Annotated in this window: 23 protein-coding genes and 1 tRNA gene; 19 read left to right on the plus strand and 5 right to left on the minus strand. The window is 76.9% G+C overall.

Features of this window, described 5'->3' with window-relative positions; all coding sequences use genetic code 11:
* Positions 1 to 21: 21 nt before the first annotated feature.
* The 6 genes from ACI781_RS09535 (at position 22) to ACI781_RS09560 (ending at position 4,687) form a co-directional block, all read left to right on the plus strand.
* Positions 22 to 942 carry a hypothetical protein gene (locus ACI781_RS09535; protein ID WP_456565848.1) on the plus strand — a complete coding sequence of 307 codons (921 nt, stop codon included), beginning with the start codon at positions 22 to 24 and terminating at the stop codon, positions 940 to 942.
* The gene (locus tag ACI781_RS09540; RefSeq protein ID WP_456565849.1) at positions 939 to 1,328 is read left to right on the plus strand and encodes a GntR family transcriptional regulator; all 390 of its coding nucleotides are present in this window, start codon (positions 939 to 941) and stop codon (positions 1,326 to 1,328) included. Before ACI781_RS09535 ends, ACI781_RS09540 begins: the two co-directional genes overlap by 4 nt.
* Before the next feature lie 186 nt (positions 1,329 to 1,514).
* Positions 1,515 to 1,585 (plus strand) — tRNA-Gly (locus tag ACI781_RS09545).
* Positions 1,586 to 1,647: 62 nt separating this feature from the next.
* Complete coding sequence (locus ACI781_RS09550; RefSeq protein WP_456565850.1) at positions 1,648 to 2,454, plus strand: putative protein N(5)-glutamine methyltransferase; 807 nt, start codon at positions 1,648 to 1,650, stop codon at positions 2,452 to 2,454.
* Positions 2,455 to 2,554: 100 nt separating this feature from the next.
* Complete coding sequence (locus ACI781_RS09555) at positions 2,555 to 2,977, plus strand: universal stress protein (RefSeq protein ID WP_456565851.1); 423 nt, start codon at positions 2,555 to 2,557, stop codon at positions 2,975 to 2,977.
* Positions 2,978 to 3,022: 45 nt separating this feature from the next.
* Positions 3,023 to 4,687 carry a sensor histidine kinase gene (locus tag ACI781_RS09560; RefSeq protein WP_456565852.1) on the plus strand — a complete coding sequence of 555 codons (1,665 nt, stop codon included), beginning with the start codon at positions 3,023 to 3,025 and terminating at the stop codon, positions 4,685 to 4,687.
* 3 nt (positions 4,688 to 4,690) lie between these two features.
* On the opposite strand, the gene ACI781_RS09565 is transcribed toward ACI781_RS09560, so the two are convergent.
* From ACI781_RS09565 to ACI781_RS09580, 4 genes are all read right to left on the minus strand, one after another.
* The gene (locus tag ACI781_RS09565) at positions 4,691 to 5,344 is read right to left on the minus strand and encodes a response regulator transcription factor (protein ID WP_456565853.1); all 654 of its coding nucleotides are present in this window, start codon (positions 5,342 to 5,344) and stop codon (positions 4,691 to 4,693) included.
* Between the two features lie 89 nt (positions 5,345 to 5,433).
* Positions 5,434 to 6,459: a type III polyketide synthase gene (locus ACI781_RS09570; RefSeq protein ID WP_456565854.1), complete on the minus strand. Its 1,026-nt coding sequence runs from the start codon at positions 6,457 to 6,459 to the stop codon at positions 5,434 to 5,436.
* Positions 6,460 to 6,499: 40 nt separating this feature from the next.
* Positions 6,500 to 7,288, minus strand: coding sequence for a methyltransferase domain-containing protein (locus tag ACI781_RS09575; RefSeq protein ID WP_456565855.1), 789 nt, complete (start codon positions 7,286 to 7,288; stop codon positions 6,500 to 6,502).
* A 7-nt stretch (positions 7,289 to 7,295) separates the two neighbouring features.
* Entirely contained in the window at positions 7,296 to 7,640 is a 345-nt protein-coding gene (locus tag ACI781_RS09580; RefSeq protein ID WP_456565856.1) for a DUF3140 domain-containing protein, read from the minus strand.
* Positions 7,641 to 7,722: 82 nt separating this feature from the next.
* Here ACI781_RS09580 and ACI781_RS09585 point away from each other — a divergent pair, with 82 nt between their 5' ends.
* From ACI781_RS09585 to ACI781_RS09595, 3 genes are all read left to right on the plus strand, one after another.
* Entirely contained in the window at positions 7,723 to 8,286 is a 564-nt protein-coding gene (locus tag ACI781_RS09585) for a DUF6328 family protein (protein WP_456565857.1), read from the plus strand.
* Entirely contained in the window at positions 8,283 to 8,459 is a 177-nt protein-coding gene (locus ACI781_RS09590) for a hypothetical protein (RefSeq protein WP_456565858.1), read from the plus strand. The genes ACI781_RS09585 and ACI781_RS09590 overlap by 4 nt, the downstream gene beginning before the upstream one ends.
* Positions 8,460 to 8,597: 138 nt before the next feature.
* Positions 8,598 to 9,554 carry a ribokinase gene (locus tag ACI781_RS09595; protein ID WP_456565859.1) on the plus strand — a complete coding sequence of 319 codons (957 nt, stop codon included), beginning with the start codon at positions 8,598 to 8,600 and terminating at the stop codon, positions 9,552 to 9,554.
* A 12-nt stretch (positions 9,555 to 9,566) separates the two neighbouring features.
* Here ACI781_RS09595 and ACI781_RS09600 read toward each other — a convergent pair whose 3' ends face one another.
* Positions 9,567 to 10,379: an aldolase/citrate lyase family protein gene (locus ACI781_RS09600; protein ID WP_456565860.1), complete on the minus strand. Its 813-nt coding sequence runs from the start codon at positions 10,377 to 10,379 to the stop codon at positions 9,567 to 9,569.
* 199 nt (positions 10,380 to 10,578) lie between these two features.
* On the opposite strand from ACI781_RS09600, the gene ACI781_RS09605 reads away from it, so the two are divergent.
* The 10 genes from ACI781_RS09605 (at position 10,579) to ACI781_RS09650 (ending at position 18,274) form a co-directional block, all read left to right on the plus strand.
* The gene (locus ACI781_RS09605; protein ID WP_456565861.1) at positions 10,579 to 11,508 is read left to right on the plus strand and encodes a metal ABC transporter solute-binding protein, Zn/Mn family; all 930 of its coding nucleotides are present in this window, start codon (positions 10,579 to 10,581) and stop codon (positions 11,506 to 11,508) included.
* Positions 11,505 to 12,323 carry a metal ABC transporter ATP-binding protein gene (locus ACI781_RS09610; protein ID WP_456565862.1) on the plus strand — a complete coding sequence of 273 codons (819 nt, stop codon included), beginning with the start codon at positions 11,505 to 11,507 and terminating at the stop codon, positions 12,321 to 12,323. The genes ACI781_RS09605 and ACI781_RS09610 overlap by 4 nt, the downstream gene beginning before the upstream one ends.
* The gene (locus ACI781_RS09615) at positions 12,320 to 13,240 is read left to right on the plus strand and encodes a metal ABC transporter permease (protein WP_456565863.1); all 921 of its coding nucleotides are present in this window, start codon (positions 12,320 to 12,322) and stop codon (positions 13,238 to 13,240) included. Before ACI781_RS09610 ends, ACI781_RS09615 begins: the two co-directional genes overlap by 4 nt.
* A 79-nt stretch (positions 13,241 to 13,319) precedes the next feature.
* Complete coding sequence (locus ACI781_RS09620) at positions 13,320 to 13,460, plus strand: hypothetical protein (RefSeq protein WP_456565864.1); 141 nt, start codon at positions 13,320 to 13,322, stop codon at positions 13,458 to 13,460.
* A 222-nt stretch (positions 13,461 to 13,682) separates the two neighbouring features.
* Positions 13,683 to 14,330 (plus strand): TetR/AcrR family transcriptional regulator, encoded by a 648-nt coding sequence (locus ACI781_RS09625; protein WP_456565865.1) that lies wholly within the window; start codon positions 13,683 to 13,685, stop codon positions 14,328 to 14,330.
* A gap of 55 nt (positions 14,331 to 14,385) precedes the next feature.
* Positions 14,386 to 14,811 carry a hypothetical protein gene (locus ACI781_RS09630; RefSeq protein WP_456565866.1) on the plus strand — a complete coding sequence of 142 codons (426 nt, stop codon included), beginning with the start codon at positions 14,386 to 14,388 and terminating at the stop codon, positions 14,809 to 14,811.
* Between the two features lie 98 nt (positions 14,812 to 14,909).
* Positions 14,910 to 15,080: a hypothetical protein gene (locus ACI781_RS09635; RefSeq protein WP_456565867.1), complete on the plus strand. Its 171-nt coding sequence runs from the start codon at positions 14,910 to 14,912 to the stop codon at positions 15,078 to 15,080.
* A gap of 106 nt (positions 15,081 to 15,186) precedes the next feature.
* Positions 15,187 to 15,627, plus strand: a complete 441-nt coding sequence (locus tag ACI781_RS09640; RefSeq protein ID WP_456565868.1) for a lipopolysaccharide assembly protein LapA domain-containing protein — start codon at positions 15,187 to 15,189, stop codon at positions 15,625 to 15,627.
* A gap of 375 nt (positions 15,628 to 16,002) precedes the next feature.
* A complete protein-coding gene (locus ACI781_RS09645) occupies positions 16,003 to 17,847 on the plus strand; it encodes an acyl-CoA dehydrogenase (RefSeq protein ID WP_456565869.1) in 1,845 nt (614 codons plus the stop codon).
* Between the two features lie 241 nt (positions 17,848 to 18,088).
* Complete coding sequence (locus tag ACI781_RS09650; RefSeq protein ID WP_456565870.1) at positions 18,089 to 18,274, plus strand: hypothetical protein; 186 nt, start codon at positions 18,089 to 18,091, stop codon at positions 18,272 to 18,274.
* The last annotated feature ends 5 nt before the right edge of the window (positions 18,275 to 18,279 follow it).

Raw genomic sequence — 18,279 nt, forward strand, 5'->3', positions numbered from 1 at the left:
CAACAACACGAGGAGCGATCCGTGCTGGTCCCCGCGCTGCTGGTGCTCGCCCTGATCGCCACCGCCTGCCTGATGGGGACGGTGACACGGCGCCCCACCGGCCTGCCCCCGGACGCCGACCGCGGCCTGCGGCACGAGCGCCGGGTCCACGCAGCAGCCCTGGCCGGGGCCGGGGCGGCAGCGCTCGTCGCCGGGCTGGCGGCGATGGACCACCCGCTCGTCCGCGGCGAGCTGGCGGTCCCCCTCGCCGTGACGTTCGGGGCCGGCATCGGCTACCTCGGCGTGACGGCGGTCGGTCAGCTGGCCTGGCCCCGAGCGGCCGTGGGCCGGCTCCGGCGCGCGGCGCTGGTCACCCGCGATGTGTCCGACGTGGCCGGCCGGCGGACCCGCCGGCAGGTCGGACTCCCGCTGGCGGTGCTGGTGCTCGCCGTGGCCGCACCGGCGCTGCTCGCACCGCTGGACGGGCCCTCGGCCGGCAGCCGCGCCGTCTACCGGGCGGCCTGGGACGAACCGCCCAGCGCCGTGGTCACCGTCCGCGACGCCCTGGGCCTGGGCTGGCCGGGACCGCGGTACGGCCTGCCGGCGCTGCTCGCGGCCGGCGTGCTGATCGTCCTGGCGTGGCTGGCCCTCCGCGCGGTCGCCGACCGGGCGACCGTGACCGGCGCCGGGGCCGGGTGGGACGCCGCCGCGCGGGCTGCCGCCGGCCGGCGCGTCGTGGCCGTGACCGCCGGCGTGCTCACCGTCGCCGGCGGCTGGCTGGTCCTGGCGGCCGGCAGCCGGCTCGTGGAGACCGGTGCGGGAGCGACGGTCCCGGTCGGGGGCGTGCTGCTGGTCGCGGGCACCCTCTGGGCCGGCGTGGGCCTGGTGTCGGCAGTCGTCGAGGTCCTGCGACCGGTCGGCGCGGAGCCGAGGGGCCGCGCAGGGGCGGGGACCCGCGCGTGACCGGCACCCGCACCCTGGAGATCGTCCTCGACCTCGGCCGCACCGAGCCTCCCTACGAGCAGATCCGCGCGCAGGTGGCCGCGCTGGTGCACGACGGGACGCTGGCGCCGGGTGACCGCCTGCCCACGGTGCGCGCGCTGGCCGCCGACCTGGGGGTCGCGGCGGGCACGGTCGCGCGCGCCTACACGGAACTGGAGACGGACGGTCTCGTGGCGGGCCGCCGCCGGTCCGGCACGGTGGTCCTGGGGAGCTCCGGCGACCCCGCGCGGGCGCGCCTCCAGGCCGCCGCCGGCCGGCTGGTCACCGCCGCCCGCGCCGACGGCCTGGACGACGAGACGGTCCTCGAGGCCGTGCGCGGCGCGCTGGGCGCCACGCGCACCGCCTGACCGCGTCGCGGGCGATGCCCGCCGAGCCGAGGGGCTCCTCCCTCCGTGGCGCCACGCGCTGCGGCCTGGAGGGCGTCGTCCCCCCGGGACCACACGTCCGCGCCCGCACCGTGTACTCTCTCCGAGATCGCCCGATCGACCCCGGACTCGGGGTCTGCGGAGAGAAACCGCAGGTCAAGGCGTCACGCGGGTGTAGTTCAATGGTAGAACATCAGCTTCCCAAGCTGACAGTGCGAGTTCGATTCTCGTCACCCGCTCTCCGCGCCTCCCCCAGGTGGCCGCACGGCGGCCCCGCACCGCCGTCGGGCACACTGCCCCGGTGCCGCCCATCGCCAGCGAGGACGAGCTCGTCGCGAGGCTGCGCGCCGCCGGCTGCGTCTTCGCCGAGGACGAGGCCGCCCTCCTGCGCGAGGCGGCCGGCGACCCCGCCGCCCTGGCGGCACTGACCGCCCGCCGGGTGGCCGGCGAGCCGCTGGAGCAGGTCCTCGGCTGGGCCCAGTTCGGCGACCTGCGGGTCCCCGTCGAGCCCGGCGTGTTCGTGCCCCGGCAGCGCACCCGCCTGCTGGTGGACCTCGCGCTGGCCGCCGTCCCCGCCCCGGCCGTCGTCGTCGACCTCTGCTGCGGCACCGGCGCCCTCGGCGCCGCGGTCGCCACCGCGCTGCCCGCCCCCGGGCCACGGGAACTGCACGCCGCCGACATCGACCCGGCCGCGGTCCGGTGCGCCACCCGCACCCTCGCCCCCCTGGGCGGGGCAGTGCACCAGGGGGACCTGTTCGCGGCGCTGCCCGCCCGGCTGCGCGGCCGGGTCGACGTGCTGCTGGCCAACACCCCCTACGTGCCCACCGCGGCGATCGGCCTGATGCCACCCGAGGCGCGACTGCACGAGCCGCACGGGGCGCTGGACGGCGGCACGGACGGCCTCGACCTGCACCGCCGCGTCGCCGCCGGCGCGCCGGAGTGGCTGGCCCCCGGCGGGGTGCTGCTGCTGGAGACGAGCGAGGAGCAGGCGGCCGGGACCGTCGACGCCGTCCGCGCCGCCGGGCTGACCGCCCGCGTGCACGTCTCGGCGGACCTCGGCGCCACCGCCGTCGTCGGGACCCGGGACCGGCCGACACCTCCCCGGTAGCCCTGTCCCCGTTCCGGAACACGACCGACCCGAAGAATCCCCAGGTGGGGCGGGCCCTTGGTCCCTGTACGCACCGTTGCCGCGCGGCCACGATGACGCCATGGCAGACGTCGAGCCGCTCCGGATCGGGCGCCTGCGGCCCCGCCGCGAGCCCCCCAGCCTCGTCGTCGACGTCGACGGCTCCCCCGACGCCCAGCGCTCGCTCGCCTGGGCCCTGCGCGAGGCCGCCCGGCGCGAGGCGACGGTGGTGGCCACCTGCGTCCTGGACGAGGGACCCGAGCCCCCGAGCGCCGCCGTCCTGGCCGCCGCCCGTGACCGGCTCGACGCCCTGGTGCTGCGGGCCATCGCCGAGACCGGCGTCTCCGGCCGCGTCCGCACCGCCGTCCTGGAGCGTCCGGTCTTCGACGCCCTCACCGGCGCCGCCCACGGGGGCGACCTCGTGCTCGTCACCGCCACCGGCAAGACGCTGCTGCGCCCGGCGGTGCCGCGCCCGCCCGCGCGGCGGCTGGCCCGCGGCGCCTGATCGGCGGCGCGTCCCGTCGTGTCCTCCCCGCCTCCCGATCGGGCCGTGCCCCCGCCCGATCGCGAGGTCCCCTCCGACAGCGAGCCCGCCTCCGATCGCGAGGTCCCACCCGACCGCGCCGCCGCGTCCGGCGGGCGGTTGGAGGAGACGCTGCACGCGCTGGTCCGGGCCGCGGTCGAGCACGCCGGCGCCCGCTACGGCGCGCTCGGGGTGCTCAGCCCGGACGGGCGGCAGCTCGACCGGTTCGTCGTCGTCGGCACCAGCGACGCCGACGCCGCGCGGATCGGGCGACTGCCCTCCGACGGGGGGACCATGCGGGTCCTCGTGGAGGACCCGGCGCCCCCGCTCCCGGACGGCGGGGCGGCGCACCCGGCCCCGGTCGGCGGCCCGCCGGGACAGCCCCCGATGCGGGCCTTCCTCGGCGTCCCCGTCCGCACGGGCGAGTCCGTGTTCGGCCACCTGTACCTGACCGACAAGCGCGACGGCGGCGACTTCACCACCACGGACGAGGAGGTCGTCCTGGCCCTGACCGCCACGGCCGGCCTCGCCGTGGAGAACGCCCGGCTGGCCGAGGAGGCCGACCACCGGCGCGCGTGGGCGACCGCCGGCGCGGCCGTGGCCACCTCCCTGCTGTCGGGCGGCGACCCCGAGCAGGTGCTGCGCGAGGTCGCCGAAGGGGTGGCCGAGCTCGCCGGCGCGGACCTGTGCGGCGTCGTGGCCCCGGTGGAGGACGAGGAGGACGTGTTCCGCGTCGTCGCCGCCGCCGGCGAGGCGGGCGCCGACGCCGAGGGGGTGCGCCTGCCCCTCGCCGGCACGCGCCTGGAGGAGGCGCACCGGGCGGGCGTGCCGGTGCTCATCGACGACATCACCGCGGTGGCCGAGCGACAGGCGTACGCGCCGGTGGTGCGCGAGCTGGTGGCGGCCGGCTACGGGCCCGGGCTGATCGTCCCACTGGGCGGCCGGCCCGCGGCGGCGACCATCGTCGCGCTGCGACGCGAGGGGCGGCCGGCCTTCGACCGGCCGGCGCTGGAGGGGGCCGCCGCCTTCGCGTCGCGGGTCGGCGTCGCCCTGGAGCTGGCCCGCAGCCAGCGCCGGGAGCGGGACCTGCGGCTGGTCGCCGACCGCGACCGCATCGCCCGCGACCTGCACGACCACGTCGTCCAGCGCATCTACGCCACCGGCCTGGCGCTGGACCGGATCGGCCGGTCGCTGACCGAGCAGGCCCCGGAGGCGTCCGCCCGGATCGCCGAGCGGGTCGACGAGCTGGACGAGACGATCGCGCGCATCCGGGAGGCGATCTTCGAGCTGCACGACGGGGAGACCACCCGGCCGGCCGCGCTGCGCGCCCGGCTCGCCGAGGTGGTGCGCTCGGTGACCGAGGGCCGCGGGCTGCGCGTGACCCTGCGGGTGCGGGACGGCTCGGCCGACCTGCCGGCCGCGCTGGTGCACGACGTGGTGGCGGTCGTGCGGGAGCTGGTGACCAACGTCGTCCGGCACGCGGCGGCCACGCGGGTGACGGCGGAGGTGCGGGTGGACAGCGAGGTCACCGTCGAGGTCACCGACGACGGCCGCGGCATGCCCGCGGTCGCGGCGCGCAGCGGCCTGGCCAACCTCACCGACCGGGCCGAGCGCCGCGGCGGCGGGCTGACGGTGACGGCCGGGCCGCCCGGCACCGCGATCCGCTGGTCGGTCCCCCGGTCCGAGAGCTGACCGTCAGCGCTCGCGCAGCTCGGTGGCGAGGATGGCCGCCTGCGTGCGCCGCTCGAGGCCGAGCTTGGCCAGCAGGTGGCTGGTGTAGTTCTTCACCGTCTTCTCGGCCAGGCCCATCCGCTCGCCGATCTGGCGGTTGGTCAGCCCCTCGCCGATCAGCCGCAGCACGGTGCGCTCCTGCTCGGTGAGCGTCCCCAGCCGACGGGTGCGCTCGGGGTCGGCCGGACTCGGCTCGGCCCGGCGGGGCGGCGGCACCCCGTAGTGGGTGCCCCCGGCGGCGACGGTGCGCACGGCGGAGACCAGCGCCGCCCCCCGCACCTGCTTGAGCAGGTAGCCCGCGGCGCCCGCCTCGGCCGCGGCGGCCACGGCGTCCTCGTCGGCGTAGCTGGTCAGCACGAGGCAGCGCAGCCCGGGCACCCGATCGCGCAGCCGCCGGCACACCTCGGCCCCGTCGCCGTCGGGCAGGCGCATGTCGACGACGGTGACGTGCGGGCGGGCCGCGGGCACCCGCGCCAGGGCCTCCGCCACCGACCCGGCCTCGCCGACGACGGTGATGCCGGGGTCGTCCTCCAGCACCTCGGCGACACCGCGGCGGACCACCTCGTGGTCGTCGACCAGGAACACCCGCACCGGGGGACCGCTGCCGGGCACACCCACCACCTCTCCTTGTGAGGGGCGTCACACCGACGCGTGTCACGCAGAGTAGTGCCTGCAGGTGGGTCGCACACCTCCGTGACGCAATGTGACTAGGCGGGCATGAGGAGTGCTGCGTAGAGGGTCAGGCCCGGGCCGAAGGCCATCACCACCACCGGTCCGTCGACGTCGGCCAGCTCGTCGAGGACCAGCAGCACGGTCGCCGAGGAGCAGTTGCCGTGCTCGGCCAGCACGCGGCGCGAGGGGCCCATCTGCTCCTCGGTCAGCCCCAGCTCGTCGCGGACCACGTCGAGGATGCGGGGGCCGCCCGGGTGCACCGCCCAGCCGGCGACGTCCTCGACCCGCAGGCCGGACGCGGCGAGCAGCTCGTCCACCACGCCGCCGACGTGCCGGGACAGCACGTCGGGCACCCGCGGGGACAGCCCCATCCGGAACCCCAGGTCGGTGACGTCCCAGGTCATGTGGTCGGCGGTGGAGCTGTCGGTGCGGGCGACGACTCCGGCCAGCCGGCGCCCGCGCCCGGCCCCGGGCTCGACGACGACGGCCGCCGCCGCGTCGGAGAACAGCGCGTGCGCCACCACCTGGCCGAGGTCCCGCTGGGCGGGCTGCACGTGCAGGCTGGTGAGCTCGCAGCACAGCAGCACCGCCGGCCGGCCGCGGGCGGTCACGAAGTCCCCCACGGCGGCCAGCCCGGGCAGCGCCGCGTAGCAGCCCATGTGCCCGACCAGCAGCCGCTGCAGCCCTGCGGGCATGCCGAGGTCGGCGGCCAGCCGGATGTCCAGCCCCGGGGTGGCGTACCCGGTGCAGGTGGCGACGGCGAACATGCCGACGTCCCCGGGCGCCAGACCGGCGCTGTCCAGCGCCCCGGCGACGGCCTGCTTGCCCAGCGGCAGCGCCTCCTGGACGTAGCGCGCCATCCGGGCGCCGGTGCCCCAGCCGCTGAGGTCCTCGTCGACCGGGTTGGCCACGGCGTGCCGGGTGCGCACACCGGCCGAGTCGAAGATCCGGCGGGCGGACCGCACCCCCTCGTAGTGCCGCGCGAAGAAGCCCTCCCAGGCCGCGTCCTGGTCCAGGGACGCCGGCAGCGCCTGCCCCGAGCCGGTGACGGCGGCGCTCACCGCTGCGGCTCCCGGGCGTCCGCGCTGCTCACCGAGGGGGTCATGCCTCGACGGTAAGGGGGTCGGGCGCTCCGTGCTCCCCCACCGGGTCGTGCACCGCCGTCCCCTCCCCCGGCCGCGACGCCCGCTTCACCCCGTAGCCGGCGAACAGCACCGACGTGAACGGCAGCCGGCGCATCCGCACGCCGCTGCGCCGGCCCAGCCGCCAGGCCACCAGGTCGCGCACCGACGGGCGCAGCCCGACCAGCCGCAGGTCCAGGCCCAGCCGGTCCGCGGCCGCGAGCAGCCGGCGCCGGTCGACGAACAGCGCCGGGTCGTGGATGCCCGTCGGGGGGCCGCCCGGGATGCGCTCGAACAGGTCGACGGCGACCCAGCCGGCCAGCCGGGTGGCCGCGATCGCGTCGATGACCAGCGTGCCCCCGGGGCGCAGCAGGCGGGCGCACTCGGCGAGCACCGCGACGTCGTCGGCCACGTGCTCGAGGACCTCGCCGGCGACGACGACGTCGGTGCACCCGTCGGCCAGGGGCACCTGCAGGACCGACCCCCGCACCGGCAGCACGCCGTGCTCGGCGGCCACGCGCAGGGCCGGCAGGTTCAGGTCGACCCCGACGTGCCGGTACCCCAGCCGGGCCGCGTGCGGCGCCATCAGCCCGCCGCCGCACGCCAGGTCGACCAGCAGCGCGCCCGGCTGCGGGGCCGGCGGGACGTGCTCGGCCCGGGCGGCTGCGAGCCAGTGCAGCATCGCGAAGCCCCCGGACGGCTCCCACCACTGGTCGGCCAGCTCGTCGTACTGCGCGGGGTCGTTGCGCCGGGGGTCGTCTCTGCGCATGCGGCTCCTAGCGGCCCTTGAGGGGGTCGTGCCCCCAGTTCATCAGCGAGTGGCGCCAGCGGGAGGACTCGAGGTCCTCCTTCGCCGGCTCCTGCGCCAGGTGCCGCTGGACGTAGCCGTGCACCGTGCGCATGTGTGCGAGGTCGTCGTCGGTCAGGTCGGCCTTCTTCGTCCTCAGCAACTCCACGATCCGGCGGCCCGACGCGTGCCCGGTCGACTCCCCCGCCCCGTCGCGCTTCTGCCCGACCGCCTTCGACTCGTCGGTGTCCAGCCACTCCTCGAGCTCCTTGGGCGTCATGTTGACCGCCTCCGCGAAGTCGCGGCGGATGGTGTCGCTGTCGTCGTCGGCCATGTGTCCTCCCCGGGTCGTGGTCGGTGCCGCCCTACCCGGCCGTGCGCCACCGGGAACCGCGCCGGTCGGGCAGGGTGGGGGCGTGGAGGACGATCCGGACGGGATCTTCGACGTCGCCGCCGCGCGGCGCAGCGCGCTGGCCCGCGGCGAGACCCTGGACCAGCTGCTGGACCGCAACCTGGCCGAGCTGCTGCAGGAGCTCCGGGTGGCCATCACCGGCGTCCAGGTGCTCTTCGCCTTCCTGCTCGGCCTGGCCTTCACCCAGCGCTTCGCCGACCTGGACGACTTCGGCATCGCGGTCTACACGGTCACGCTGCTGACCACCGCGCTGGCCACGGTGCTGCTGATCGCGCCGGTCCCCTTCCACCGGCTGGTCTTCCGGCGGCGGCAGAAGGGCACGCTCATCCGGGTCGCCGACGTGATGCTGCGGGCGGGGCTGGCCATGCTCGTGGTCGCCATCAGCTGCGGCACGCTGCTGGTGCTCGACGTCGCGATCGGGCGGGGGGCCGCCATCACCGGCGGGACGGTGGTGCTGGTCACCGGCGTGGTGACCTGGTACGCGCTGCCCCTGTGGCTGCGCCGCCGTTTCCCGGCCGGGCCTGCGGATACAGCCTCGACGTCGACCCCGAGGGAGGACCCACCATGAGCGAGCCCGGCAGCGGCCGCACGCCGCACCCCGACCAGCCCGCCGAGAGCGGGGCGCAGGAGCCCGGGTCCTCGGGGAGCGGCCGGACGCCGCACCCCGAGGAACCGGCCGAGGGCGCGGAGCGGATCGACGGCGAGGAGGTGGGCGGCCAGGGGGCCGACACGCCCTCCTGACCCGCCGCCGCGGCCCGGGGCTCCGGGCCGCGGGCCCCTCCCCCCGCCCGTCGCGGCGGCGGCCCCGGCAGGATGGGCCCCCACCACCGCGGCAGGCGCTCCCCCGGCCCCCGCCGCCCGTCCGCCCCGGAGGTCGCGTTGTCCGTCACCGTCGTCGGCAGCCTCAACGAGGACGTGCTCGTTCCCGTCGACCGGCTGCCCGGCCGCGGGGAGACGGTCGTCGGCGGCGCGCCGACCACCGCCGCCGGCGGCAAGGGCGCCAACCAGGCCGCCGCCGCCGGCCGGCTGGGCCCGGGGGTGCACATGATCGGCCGGGTCGGGGACGACCCCGCCGGCGCCCGCATGCAGGCCGCGCTGGCCGAGTGCCGGGTCAACGTCAGCCGCGTGCTGCGCACCGCCGGCGTCCCCACCGGGACGGCGACGATCCCGGTCGAGCGCGGCAGCGGGGAGAACCTCATCGTCGTCGTGCCCGGCGCCAACGCCGCCCTCGCACCGGAGGACGTCGAGGTCGCCCCGGTGCAGCGGGCCGAGGTCCTGCTGCTGCAGCTCGAGGTGCCGATGGACACCGTGGTCGCCGCCGCGCGCGCGGCCGCGGGCACCGTCGTGCTGAACCCCGCGCCGCCCGCGCCGCTGCCCGCGGACCTGCTCGCCCGGGTCGACGTGCTGGTGCCCAACGAGCACGAGCTGGCCGGGCTGGCCGGCGTCCCGGACACCGAGCGCCCGCCGGCCGAGGTCGCCGCGCTCGCCCGCGGCCTCGCCGGCCCCGGGACGGCGGTGGTGGTCACCCTGGGCGCCCGCGGCGCGGTCCTCGTCCCGCCCGGGGGCGCCCCGGCACTGCTGCAGGCACCGCCGCCGGTCGACGCGGTGGACACCACCGGCGCCGGCGACTGCTTCTGCGGCGCGCTGTGCCAGGCGATGGCCCGCGGGCAGGAGCTCGCCGAGGCCGTGCGCTACGCGGTCACCGCGGCCGCCCTGTCGACGACGGGTCCCGGCGCCCGCGGGGCCCTGCCGGCCAACCGCGACGTCCAGGCCGCCCTCGAGCGGACCCCCGCGGCCGAGCCGGTCGCGGTCCCCGCGGCGGCGACGGCCGGCTGACCGGCGGGCCGCTCAGGCGGTCCAGGGGGACGGCGGGGCGGCCTCGCCGGGCACGGCGAGCGGGTGGACCGGGGCCGCGGCGCGCAGCGCGCTGCCCAGGAACTGCAGGTCCGAGCCGACCACCAGGTACCCCGCGGACCCCAGGCCCAGCTCCTCGGCGACCTCCGGGCGGGGCGACCAGCCACCGAAGCCGACGCCCCGCGCCCGCGCGGCGGCCGCCACGGCGGCGACCGCGGTGCGGATCCCGTCCGCGTCCGACGGGTCCAGGCCCAGCGCGACGGTGAGGTCGGTGGTCCCGACGAAGGCGACGTCCAGACCGTCCAGCACCTGCTCCAGCGGGTCGCTGGTCCGGCCCTCGATCTCGCCCACCACCAGCGGCGGCTCGGCGCGCTCCATGGCGAGGTAGTCGGCCAGCCCCATGGCACCGAAGCCCGCGGCGGCGTGCGCGAGGCCCACCGACCGCCGGCCCGCCGGGCCGTAGGTCACCGCCGCCTGCAGCTCCCGCCGCTGCGCGACGGAGGTGAGCCTCGACAGCTGCACGCCGACCGCGCCCGCCTCGAGCACCCGGTTCACCAGCGCGGGGTCCACGCTCGCCACGCGGGCCAGCGCCGGCAGGCCGAGCGCGTCGGCGTACCGCAGCAGCGCGAACGCCTCCACGTCGGCCAGCGCCGAGTGCTCCAGGTCCACGACGACGAAGTCGAACCCGGCGGAGGCGGCCAGCTCGATCACGTCGGGGCAGGGCAGCTTCACGAAGACGCCGGTCACGCGCTCGCCGGAGGCCAGGGCGGCCCGCAGCCCCGCCCTCGCCCGGTGGACGTCGCTCACCGCGGCCTCCCGTCGATCGGTGGGTACTGGGCCGGGACGGCCCGCGCACACCCTGCCAGTTCGCGGCACGGAGCCGGGCAGGGCGGCGGCGGAGTTGCGTCACACCCCGCCCGGTCCCGGGCGCAGCGCCTGCGGCGACCGGGGACTGGACGGCGTCCGCCATACTCGTACGCAACCGATAACCATTCTCAGGAGCCTCGTGTCCCGCGCCCGCACGCCCGCCGCCGCGCTCGCGGTCGCCACCGTCCTCGCGGTCGCCGGCTGCTCCGACGGGGACGCGGGCCCGGTGACGGCGACCGGGGACCCGGCCAACTGCCCGGGTGAGGTGCTCGACGTCGTCGTGTCGGTCGCCCAGTGGGGCTCGATCGTCGACCAGCTCGGCGGCGACTGCGCCACCGTCACCACCGTGCTGGGCTCGGCGGCCGGCGACCCGCACGACCACGAGGCGAGCACCGGCGACATCGCCGCGTTCGAGGACGCCGACGTGGTCGTCGTCAACGGCGCCGGGTACGACCGGTGGGCCGCCGACGCGGCGGCCGACGTCTCCCCCCGGCCCCTGGTGGTCGACGTGGCCGCGCTGGGCGACGTCGCCGACGGCGAGGACCCGCACCTGTGGTACGAGCCGGAGCTCGTCCCGCGGTTCGCCGACGCCGTGACGCAGACCCTCACCGACCTGTCGCCCGACGCCGGCCCGTACCTGCAGCAGCAGCGGGCGCTGTTCACGACCGAGCTGCAGCCCTACGTCGAGGCGCTGGCGCGGCTGCGCGCCCTGGCCCCCGGCCGCGCCTACGCCGCCACCGAGCCGGTGTTCGACCGCACCGCCCGGGCGGTCGGGCTGGCCGACGCCACCCCGGCCGGCTACCGCTCCGCCGTCGGGAACGAGGGCGAGCCGGCGCCGGGTGACCTCGCGGAGTTCGAGGCGGCGCTGGCCGGCGGCCGCGTCGACGTCCTGCTGTTCAACACCCAGACCGCCGGCAGCCTGCCCGATCGGCTGCGCGCCGCGGCCGAGGACGCCGGCGTGCCGGTCGTGGAGGTCACGGAATCCGCGCCCGAGGACGCGGGTTCGTTCGTCGAGTGGCAGGTGGACCAGCTGGAGCGACTCTCCGACGCCCTCGAGGACGCCGCGTGACCGCGGGCGCGACGGCGCCGCCGGACCCCGCGGCCCCGCGCCCCCCGGCCCTCACGCTGACCGACGTCAGCGTCGTCCGCGCGGGACGGACCGTCTGGTCACAGGGCACCCTGGCCGTGCCGACCGGCGCCGTCGTCGGCGTGATCGGGCCCAACGGGGCGGGCAAGACGACGCTGTTCCAGGTCGCCCTCGGGCTGCTGCCCGTCGCCGGCGGCCGGGTGGAGGTGCTCGGCGCCCCGCCGCGGCGCGGGGACCGGCGGATCGGGTACGTCCCGCAGAACTACACCGCCGCGCTGGGCGACGCGATCCGCTGCCGCGACCTGGTCGCCCTGGGCGTCACCGGGCACCGCTTCGGCCTGCGCCGCACCACGGCCGCCGAGCGCGCCCGCGTGGAGGAGGCGCTGCGCCGGGTGGGGGCCCTGGAGTACGCCGACCGCCGCATGTCGGAGCTGTCCGGCGGCCAGCAGCAGCGCGTGGCCATCGCCCAGGCCATCGTCGACGACGCCGAGCTCCTCCTGCTCGACGAGCCGCTGGCCAACCTCGACCTGCGCAACCAGCAGGAGATCGTCAGCCTGCTCGGCGACCTCCGCCGCGAGCGCCCCGTGACGATCATGATCGTCGCGCACGACCTCAACCCGCTGCTGCCGGTGCTCACCGACGCCGTCTACCTGCTCGACGGCCACCCCCACCACGACCCGATCGGCGAGGTGGTGCAGGAGGACCTGCTCACCCACCTGTACGGCACGACCGTGCGGGTCGTGCGGACGGCGCAGGGCGACCTGTTCACCCGCGCCACCGGACCGGACGTCGCATGACCGCCCTCGCCGCGTCCGTGCAGTTCCAGTCCGACTGGTGGCAGGTGCTGCAGACCGACTTCATGCGCAACGCGCTGATCGGCGGCTCCCTGGTCGCCGTCGCGGCCGGGCTGCTGGGCTACTTCGTCATCACGCGCAGCAACGCCTTCGCCGCGCACGCGCTGGCCCACATCGGCTTCCCCGGGGCCACCGGCGCGATCCTCGTCGGCGCCCCGATCACCCTGGGCCTGGCGGTGTTCTGCGTCGGCGGCGGGCTGCTCATCGGCCTGCTGGGCCGCCGCGTGGCCGAGCGCGAGATCGCGACCGGGACCGTGCTGGCCTTCGCCACCGGCCTCGGCGTGCTGTTCGGCTCGCTGGCCAGTGCCAACGCCAGCACCACCACGTCGGTCCTGTTCGGCAACCTGCTCGCGGTCTCCGACGACGAACTCCTGGTCTTCGGCCTGTTCACCGCGGCGGTGGTGGTCGTGCTGGGGCTGATCGCCCGGCCGCTGGTGTTCGCCTCGGTGGACCCCGCGGTGGCCGAGGCGCGCGGCGTTCCGGTGCGGGCGCTGGGGGTCGCGTTCGTCGTCCTCCTGGCGCTGACGATCACGATGGCGGTGCAGGTCGTCGGCACGCTGCTGCTGTTCGGCCTCGTGGTCACCCCGGCGGCGACCGCGCTCCGGCTGACCGCGCGGCCGGGCCGGGTGGCCGCGATCGCCGTCGCCATCGCCCTGATCTCGGTCTGGGTGGGGCTGGTGCTCGCGGCGATGGTCGACCTGCCCCCGAGCTTCTTCGTCGTCACCGTGTCCGTCGCGGTGTGGGCGGCGGTGCTCGCCGGCACCCGCCGCCGGTCCGGCCGGCCACGGACCGGCCCCCGCCCCGGTGACGGCCACACCGCCGACGCCGTCCCCACGGCAAGCCGCCCGCCGGCGTTGTGACGCACATCTCAGCCGATCGGACGCATCTCACTCCCGCGGGGCTGTTTCCCGCGGGTGTCGGCCGGGGACCCTGTGTCCCATGGAGGACACGCAGCGCGACGCCGGGGTGACGACCGAGGACGCCGTCGAACAGTTGGTCGACGAGGCCCGGGACCAGCAGTCGTCCGCCGGGCCCGTCTCCCGGATGCTGGCCAACCCCCGCCGGGTCCGCCGCTCCTGACGCACTCCCCCAGGTCCCGCCGCGCGCACGTCCGCGGCGGGACCCGGCACGTCGGCCCGGGGCGGGCCGCCCGCGGCTGACCCGCCGCGCACCACAGGTGTCCCACCGATCCCCGGCGCCCCGGGCCACCCGCCCGCCTCTCGTCACCCAGTGCAACCAACCTGGGGCCGGGGACGGCGTGCCGCGAACTGCTCCGTCACGCCCCGGTGCACGATCCGGGACGTGACCGCAGCCGCCCTCTCCCTCGCCGCCGACGCCTCCGGCACCGACGGGGTCCCCGTCCGCCGCAGCCGCGCGGAGCGGCAGGCCATCGTCCTCGACACCGCCGAGCGGCTGTTCGCCGCCCGCAGCTCGCGGAGCGTGGGGATGGACGAGCTGGTGCGCGAGACCGGCCTGGGCAAGATGACCGTGTACCGGCTCTTCAAGAGCAAGGACGAGCTGGTCGGGGCCTACCTCGCCCGCAAGGCCGCCACCGTGCTGGCCGCCGTCGACGCCGACCTGGTGCGCCTGGACGGCGACCCGCGCGCGGCACTGCTCGCCGTCGTCGACATCGTCGAGCGGGACGTGACCCGCGCCGGCTTCCGCGGCTGCCCGTTCACCAACGTCAGCAGCGAGTACGACGACGCCACGCACCCCGCCCGCAGCGCTGCGGCCGACTACAAGTTCGAGCTGCACGCGCGCCTGGAGCGCCTGGCCGACCAGCTGCTCCCGGGCGCCGGTGACGACCTGGCCGCGCAGATCCACCTGGTCATCGACGGCATGTACCTGTCCGGCGGCCTGCTCGGGCCCGACGGCCCGGCGTCGCACGGGCGCCGGCTGGCCGAGCGGCTGATCGACGTCGCGCTGGGCGCCGCCCCCGTCCCGGCCTGACGCGGGCGCCGCCACTGGGGGAGCGCCGCCGCCGTTCCCCCCGCAGGATGCAGGGGTGACCGACGACCGCAGCCGCCCGGACCTCGACGACACGACGGTCGAGGGGCTGGGCAAGCTCTCCGAGGCCCTCGAGACCATCGAGCAGGCCCGCGGCCAGCTCTACGGCTTCCACCAGCACTCCGGCAAGGCCGACCTCCTGCTCCAGGACGCCGTGCGGCTGTTCCGGGAGGCCGGTCACACGCAGCTGGCCGACGACCTCGACCAAGACCTCGTGGGGCGCAACGTCATCGCCGACCGGTGGACCTTCCAGATCGTCGAGGACTACGACGCCGGCTACTGGTCGGTGTTCCGCGCCTTCGACGAGCGGGCCCGCACCGAGCTCGCCGACGGTGACCGGCACGTCTACGAGGCCCGGATGAAGCAGCGCGAGCGCACGGCAGGCCACCCGAACCACCAGGCCGGCCCGGCGCTCGCCGACTGACCGGACCACCGTCGACGCGGCGATGCCGTCGCCGTCCGCCCCCGTCGCCCGCCGGTCCCCGCGGTTTCCGGCCGGCCGCAGCCGGGCACCGCTGGCGGATGACGATGCCGAACGCCGACGACGCCGGCTCCCCGCGCGAGGCGCGCCCCCTCGGGGCCGAGAAGGCGCCCGGGGAGGACCGGGACTCCCTCGGGGCGACGGAGGGCCCCGCCGACGGGATCGCCGGCCCCGCCTGGCCACCGGCCGACACCGAGCCCGACGCGCACTGACCCCCGCGCACCGACCCCGCGCACCAGCCCCAGGCACCGACCCCGACGCGGCCCGGCCCGGGCGCACGGCCGTTTCACCAGCGCGATCGCGGGCAGACCTGACGACGTGACCACGCCAGGCCAGCCCGCCGACCCCTATCCCGGCGCCACCCCCGGCGCTCCGCGCGCCCCCGGGGTCCCGGGCACCGGCACCCCGCCCGGGACGGCGCCGGGGACCGCGCCCCGGGCCACTCCCGGGACGACGTCCGCCGCCACGGGCGGCCCGGGCACGAGCGCCGGTCCCGCACGGGGCGCGGGGACCCCGGCCGGGCCGCAGCGCAGCACGGGCCGCGCGATCGGGCGCACCCTCGCCCTGGCGCTGCTGCTGTTCGTGACGGTGGTGCTGGTCCTGTTCGTCGTCTTCAACACGCAGAGCGTCGACATCAGCCTGGTGTTCGCCGACGTCAACGCGCCGCTGGTGCTGGCCCTGCTGATCGCGGCCGTGCTGGGTGCCCTGGTGTCGGGCCTGGCCGCCGCCGTCCTGCGTGCCCGCCGCCGCAACCGCTGAGCACTCCGCCCACCCAGCACCCCGCCCACCCAGCACCCCACCCGCCACTCTGCGGGCGAACTGCAGACCGTGCCGCCGGGATCCCGTCCGCACGGTGGGGAAACCGCCCGCAGAGTGGTGACGCGGCGTACCCCTGCGGCGCGCACCCGCCCGCGGGGCGCCCCCGGGGCGCCCCCGCGGCACCCCGTCCGCTGAGCGCCCCGTTCCGCTGAGCGCCCCGTCCGCTCGGCACCCCGCCCGCCGCGCTCCCTCCTCCGGGGCACGCCGGGGCGTGTCGGGGCTCCGTCGCTTGCCGTTGTTACCGGCCGGTAATAGCGTTTGTTACCGGCTGGTAGGAACCGCCGGGACGGCACGGAGCACGGGAGCCACGCGCGCATGAGCCACTACACCGCGAACCTGCGGGACCTCGAGTTCAACCTCTTCGAGTTCCTCGACACCAAGGACCGCTTCGGCACCGGGCCGTTCGCCCAGATGGACGCCGAGACCGCGCGCGGGGTGCTCGCCGAGATCCGCCGCCTCGCCGAGGGCCCGATCGCCGCGTCCTTCACCGACGCCGACCGCAACCCGCCGGTGTTCGACCCGGCCACGTCGTCGGTGACGCTGCCCGAGTCGTTCAAGCAGTCGGTGCGCGCGCTCGACGACGGCGAGTGGTTCCGCCTCGACCTGCCCGAGGAGCTCGGCGGCGTCGGTGCACCGGTGGCGCTGCGCTGGGCGGCCTTCGAGATGGTCCTCGGCGCCAACCCCGCCGTGTTCATGTACGGCTCGGGCCCCACCTTCGGCAGCGTGCTGTGGGAGCTCGGGACGCCGGAGCAGAAGAAGCTGGCGCAGCTGATGATCGACCGCCGGTGGGGCGCCACGATGGTGCTCACCGAGCCCGACGCCGGCTCCGACGTCGGGGCCGGCCGCACCCGGGCGGTGCCGCAGCCCGACGGGTCCTGGCACGTCGAGGGCGTGAAGCGGTTCATCACCTCCGCCGAGCACGACCTGTCCGACAACATCGTCCACCTGGTGCTGGCCCGCCCCGAGGGTGCGAAGCCGGGCACGAAGGGCCTGTCGCTGTTCGTCGTCCCCAAGTTCCACGTCGACGTCGAGACCGGCGAGCTGGGCGAGCGCAACGGCGTCTACGTCACCAACGTCGAGAAGAAGATGGGCCTCAAGGTCTCCACGACCTGCGAGGTCACCTTCGGCGACGGCCCGGTGCCCGCGAAGGGCTGGCTGGTCGGCGAGGTGCACGACGGCATCGCCCAGATGTTCACGATCATCGAGTACGCGCGGATGTTCGTCGGCACCAAGGCGATCGCCACGCTGTCGGCCGGCTACCAGGTCGCCCTCGACTACGCGAAGAACCGCGTGCAGGGCGCCGACCTGGCCGCGACCGCCAAGGACGCCCCGCGGGTGACCATCACCCACCACCCGGACGTGCGCCGCTCGCTGATGCTGCAGAAGTCCTACGCCGAGGGCATGCGGGCGCTCTACCTGTACGCGGCCAGCTTCCGCGACCAGGTGCTGGAGGCCCAGGCCGCCGGCCGGGGCGACAGCGAGGAGGCCCGGCTCGCCGCCCGCGTCAACGACCTGCTGCTGCCGGTGGTGAAGGGCTTCGGCTCCGAGCGGGCCACCCAGCTGCTCACCCAGGAGTCGCTGCAGACGCTCGGCGGGTCGGGCTACCTGCAGGACTACCCGGTCGAGCAGTACATCCGGGACTCCAAGATCGACACCCTCTACGAGGGGACGACGGCGATCCAGGGCCAGGACTTCTTCTTCAGGAAGGTCGTCAAGGACGGCGGGGTCGCGCTGACCTGGCTGGCCTCCCAGATCCAGGCCACCGTCGACGGCGCGACCGGGGACGGCCGCCTGAAGGAGGAGCGGGCCCACCTGGGCAGCGCGCTGGGCGAGGTCCAGGCGATGGTCACCGCGATGTCCGGCCACCTGACCGCCGCCCAGGAGGACATGGCCGACGTCTACAAGATCGGCCAGAACACCTCCCGGCTGCTGCTGGCCGTGGGCGACCTGGTGACCGCCTGGCTGCTGGTGCGCCAGTCCGAGGTGGCCCTGGCCGCCCTGGCCGGCGCGGTGAGCGAGCGCGACCGGCACTTCTACGAGGGCAAGCTCGCCGCGACCCGTTTCTTCACCTCCCAGGTGCTGCCGCGGCTGGCCGGCGAGCGGGCGATCGTCGAGGCCACCGACAACTCCCTCATGGAGGTCGACGAGGCCGCCTTCTGACGGAGGACCCCCGTGCTGCCCACCGCTCGCGAGCTCGCGGCGGGCCCCTGCACGGGGGCCGTTCCCGGACGTCGCGCACGGCCGTCTCCCCGCCCGGGGAGGCGGCCGTCGCCGTGTGTGCGGCCGGCCGGAGCGGGCATGGACGACGTCGACCCCACCACGGGACCGCCGGCCGGGACCGGCCGCGACCGCCCCCGCGCGGCGCAGCCCCCGCCCGCGGACGAGCGACCCAGGAGACGACATGAGCGAGCCCCAGCGCACCGGCTACGGCGAGTCCCCCGACACCGCCGACAGCGGCGGGGACCTGGTCGACGGCACGACCGGGCACACCCCGGGCGACGGCGGCGAGCGCGACACGACGCTCACCACCGACGACGAGGCGCAGCGCGACGACTCCGTCGTCCGCGGCGGCAACGACGCCGGCTGACGCCT

This window comes from Blastococcus sp. SYSU D00695 (assembly GCF_054050555.1).

Bases quoted from the DNA above. Each gene is read 5' to 3' on its own strand.
- ACI781_RS09555 (WP_456565851.1), top strand. From the start codon at position 2,555: ATGGCAGACGTCGAGCCGCTCCGGATCGGGCGCCTGCGGCCCCGCCGC.
- ACI781_RS09575 (WP_456565855.1), bottom strand. From the start codon at position 7,288: ATGCGCAGAGACGACCCCCGGCGCAACGACCCCGCGCAGTACGACGAG.
- ACI781_RS09580 (WP_456565856.1), bottom strand. From the start codon at position 7,640: ATGGCCGACGACGACAGCGACACCATCCGCCGCGACTTCGCGGAGGCG.
- ACI781_RS09590 (WP_456565858.1), top strand. From the start codon at position 8,283: ATGAGCGAGCCCGGCAGCGGCCGCACGCCGCACCCCGACCAGCCCGCC.
- ACI781_RS09615 (WP_456565863.1), top strand. From the start codon at position 12,320: ATGACCGCCCTCGCCGCGTCCGTGCAGTTCCAGTCCGACTGGTGGCAG.
- ACI781_RS09620 (WP_456565864.1), top strand. From the start codon at position 13,320: ATGGAGGACACGCAGCGCGACGCCGGGGTGACGACCGAGGACGCCGTC.
- ACI781_RS09635 (WP_456565867.1), top strand. From the start codon at position 14,910: ATGACGATGCCGAACGCCGACGACGCCGGCTCCCCGCGCGAGGCGCGC.
- ACI781_RS09645 (WP_456565869.1), top strand. From the start codon at position 16,003: ATGAGCCACTACACCGCGAACCTGCGGGACCTCGAGTTCAACCTCTTC.
- ACI781_RS09650 (WP_456565870.1), top strand. From the start codon at position 18,089: ATGAGCGAGCCCCAGCGCACCGGCTACGGCGAGTCCCCCGACACCGCC.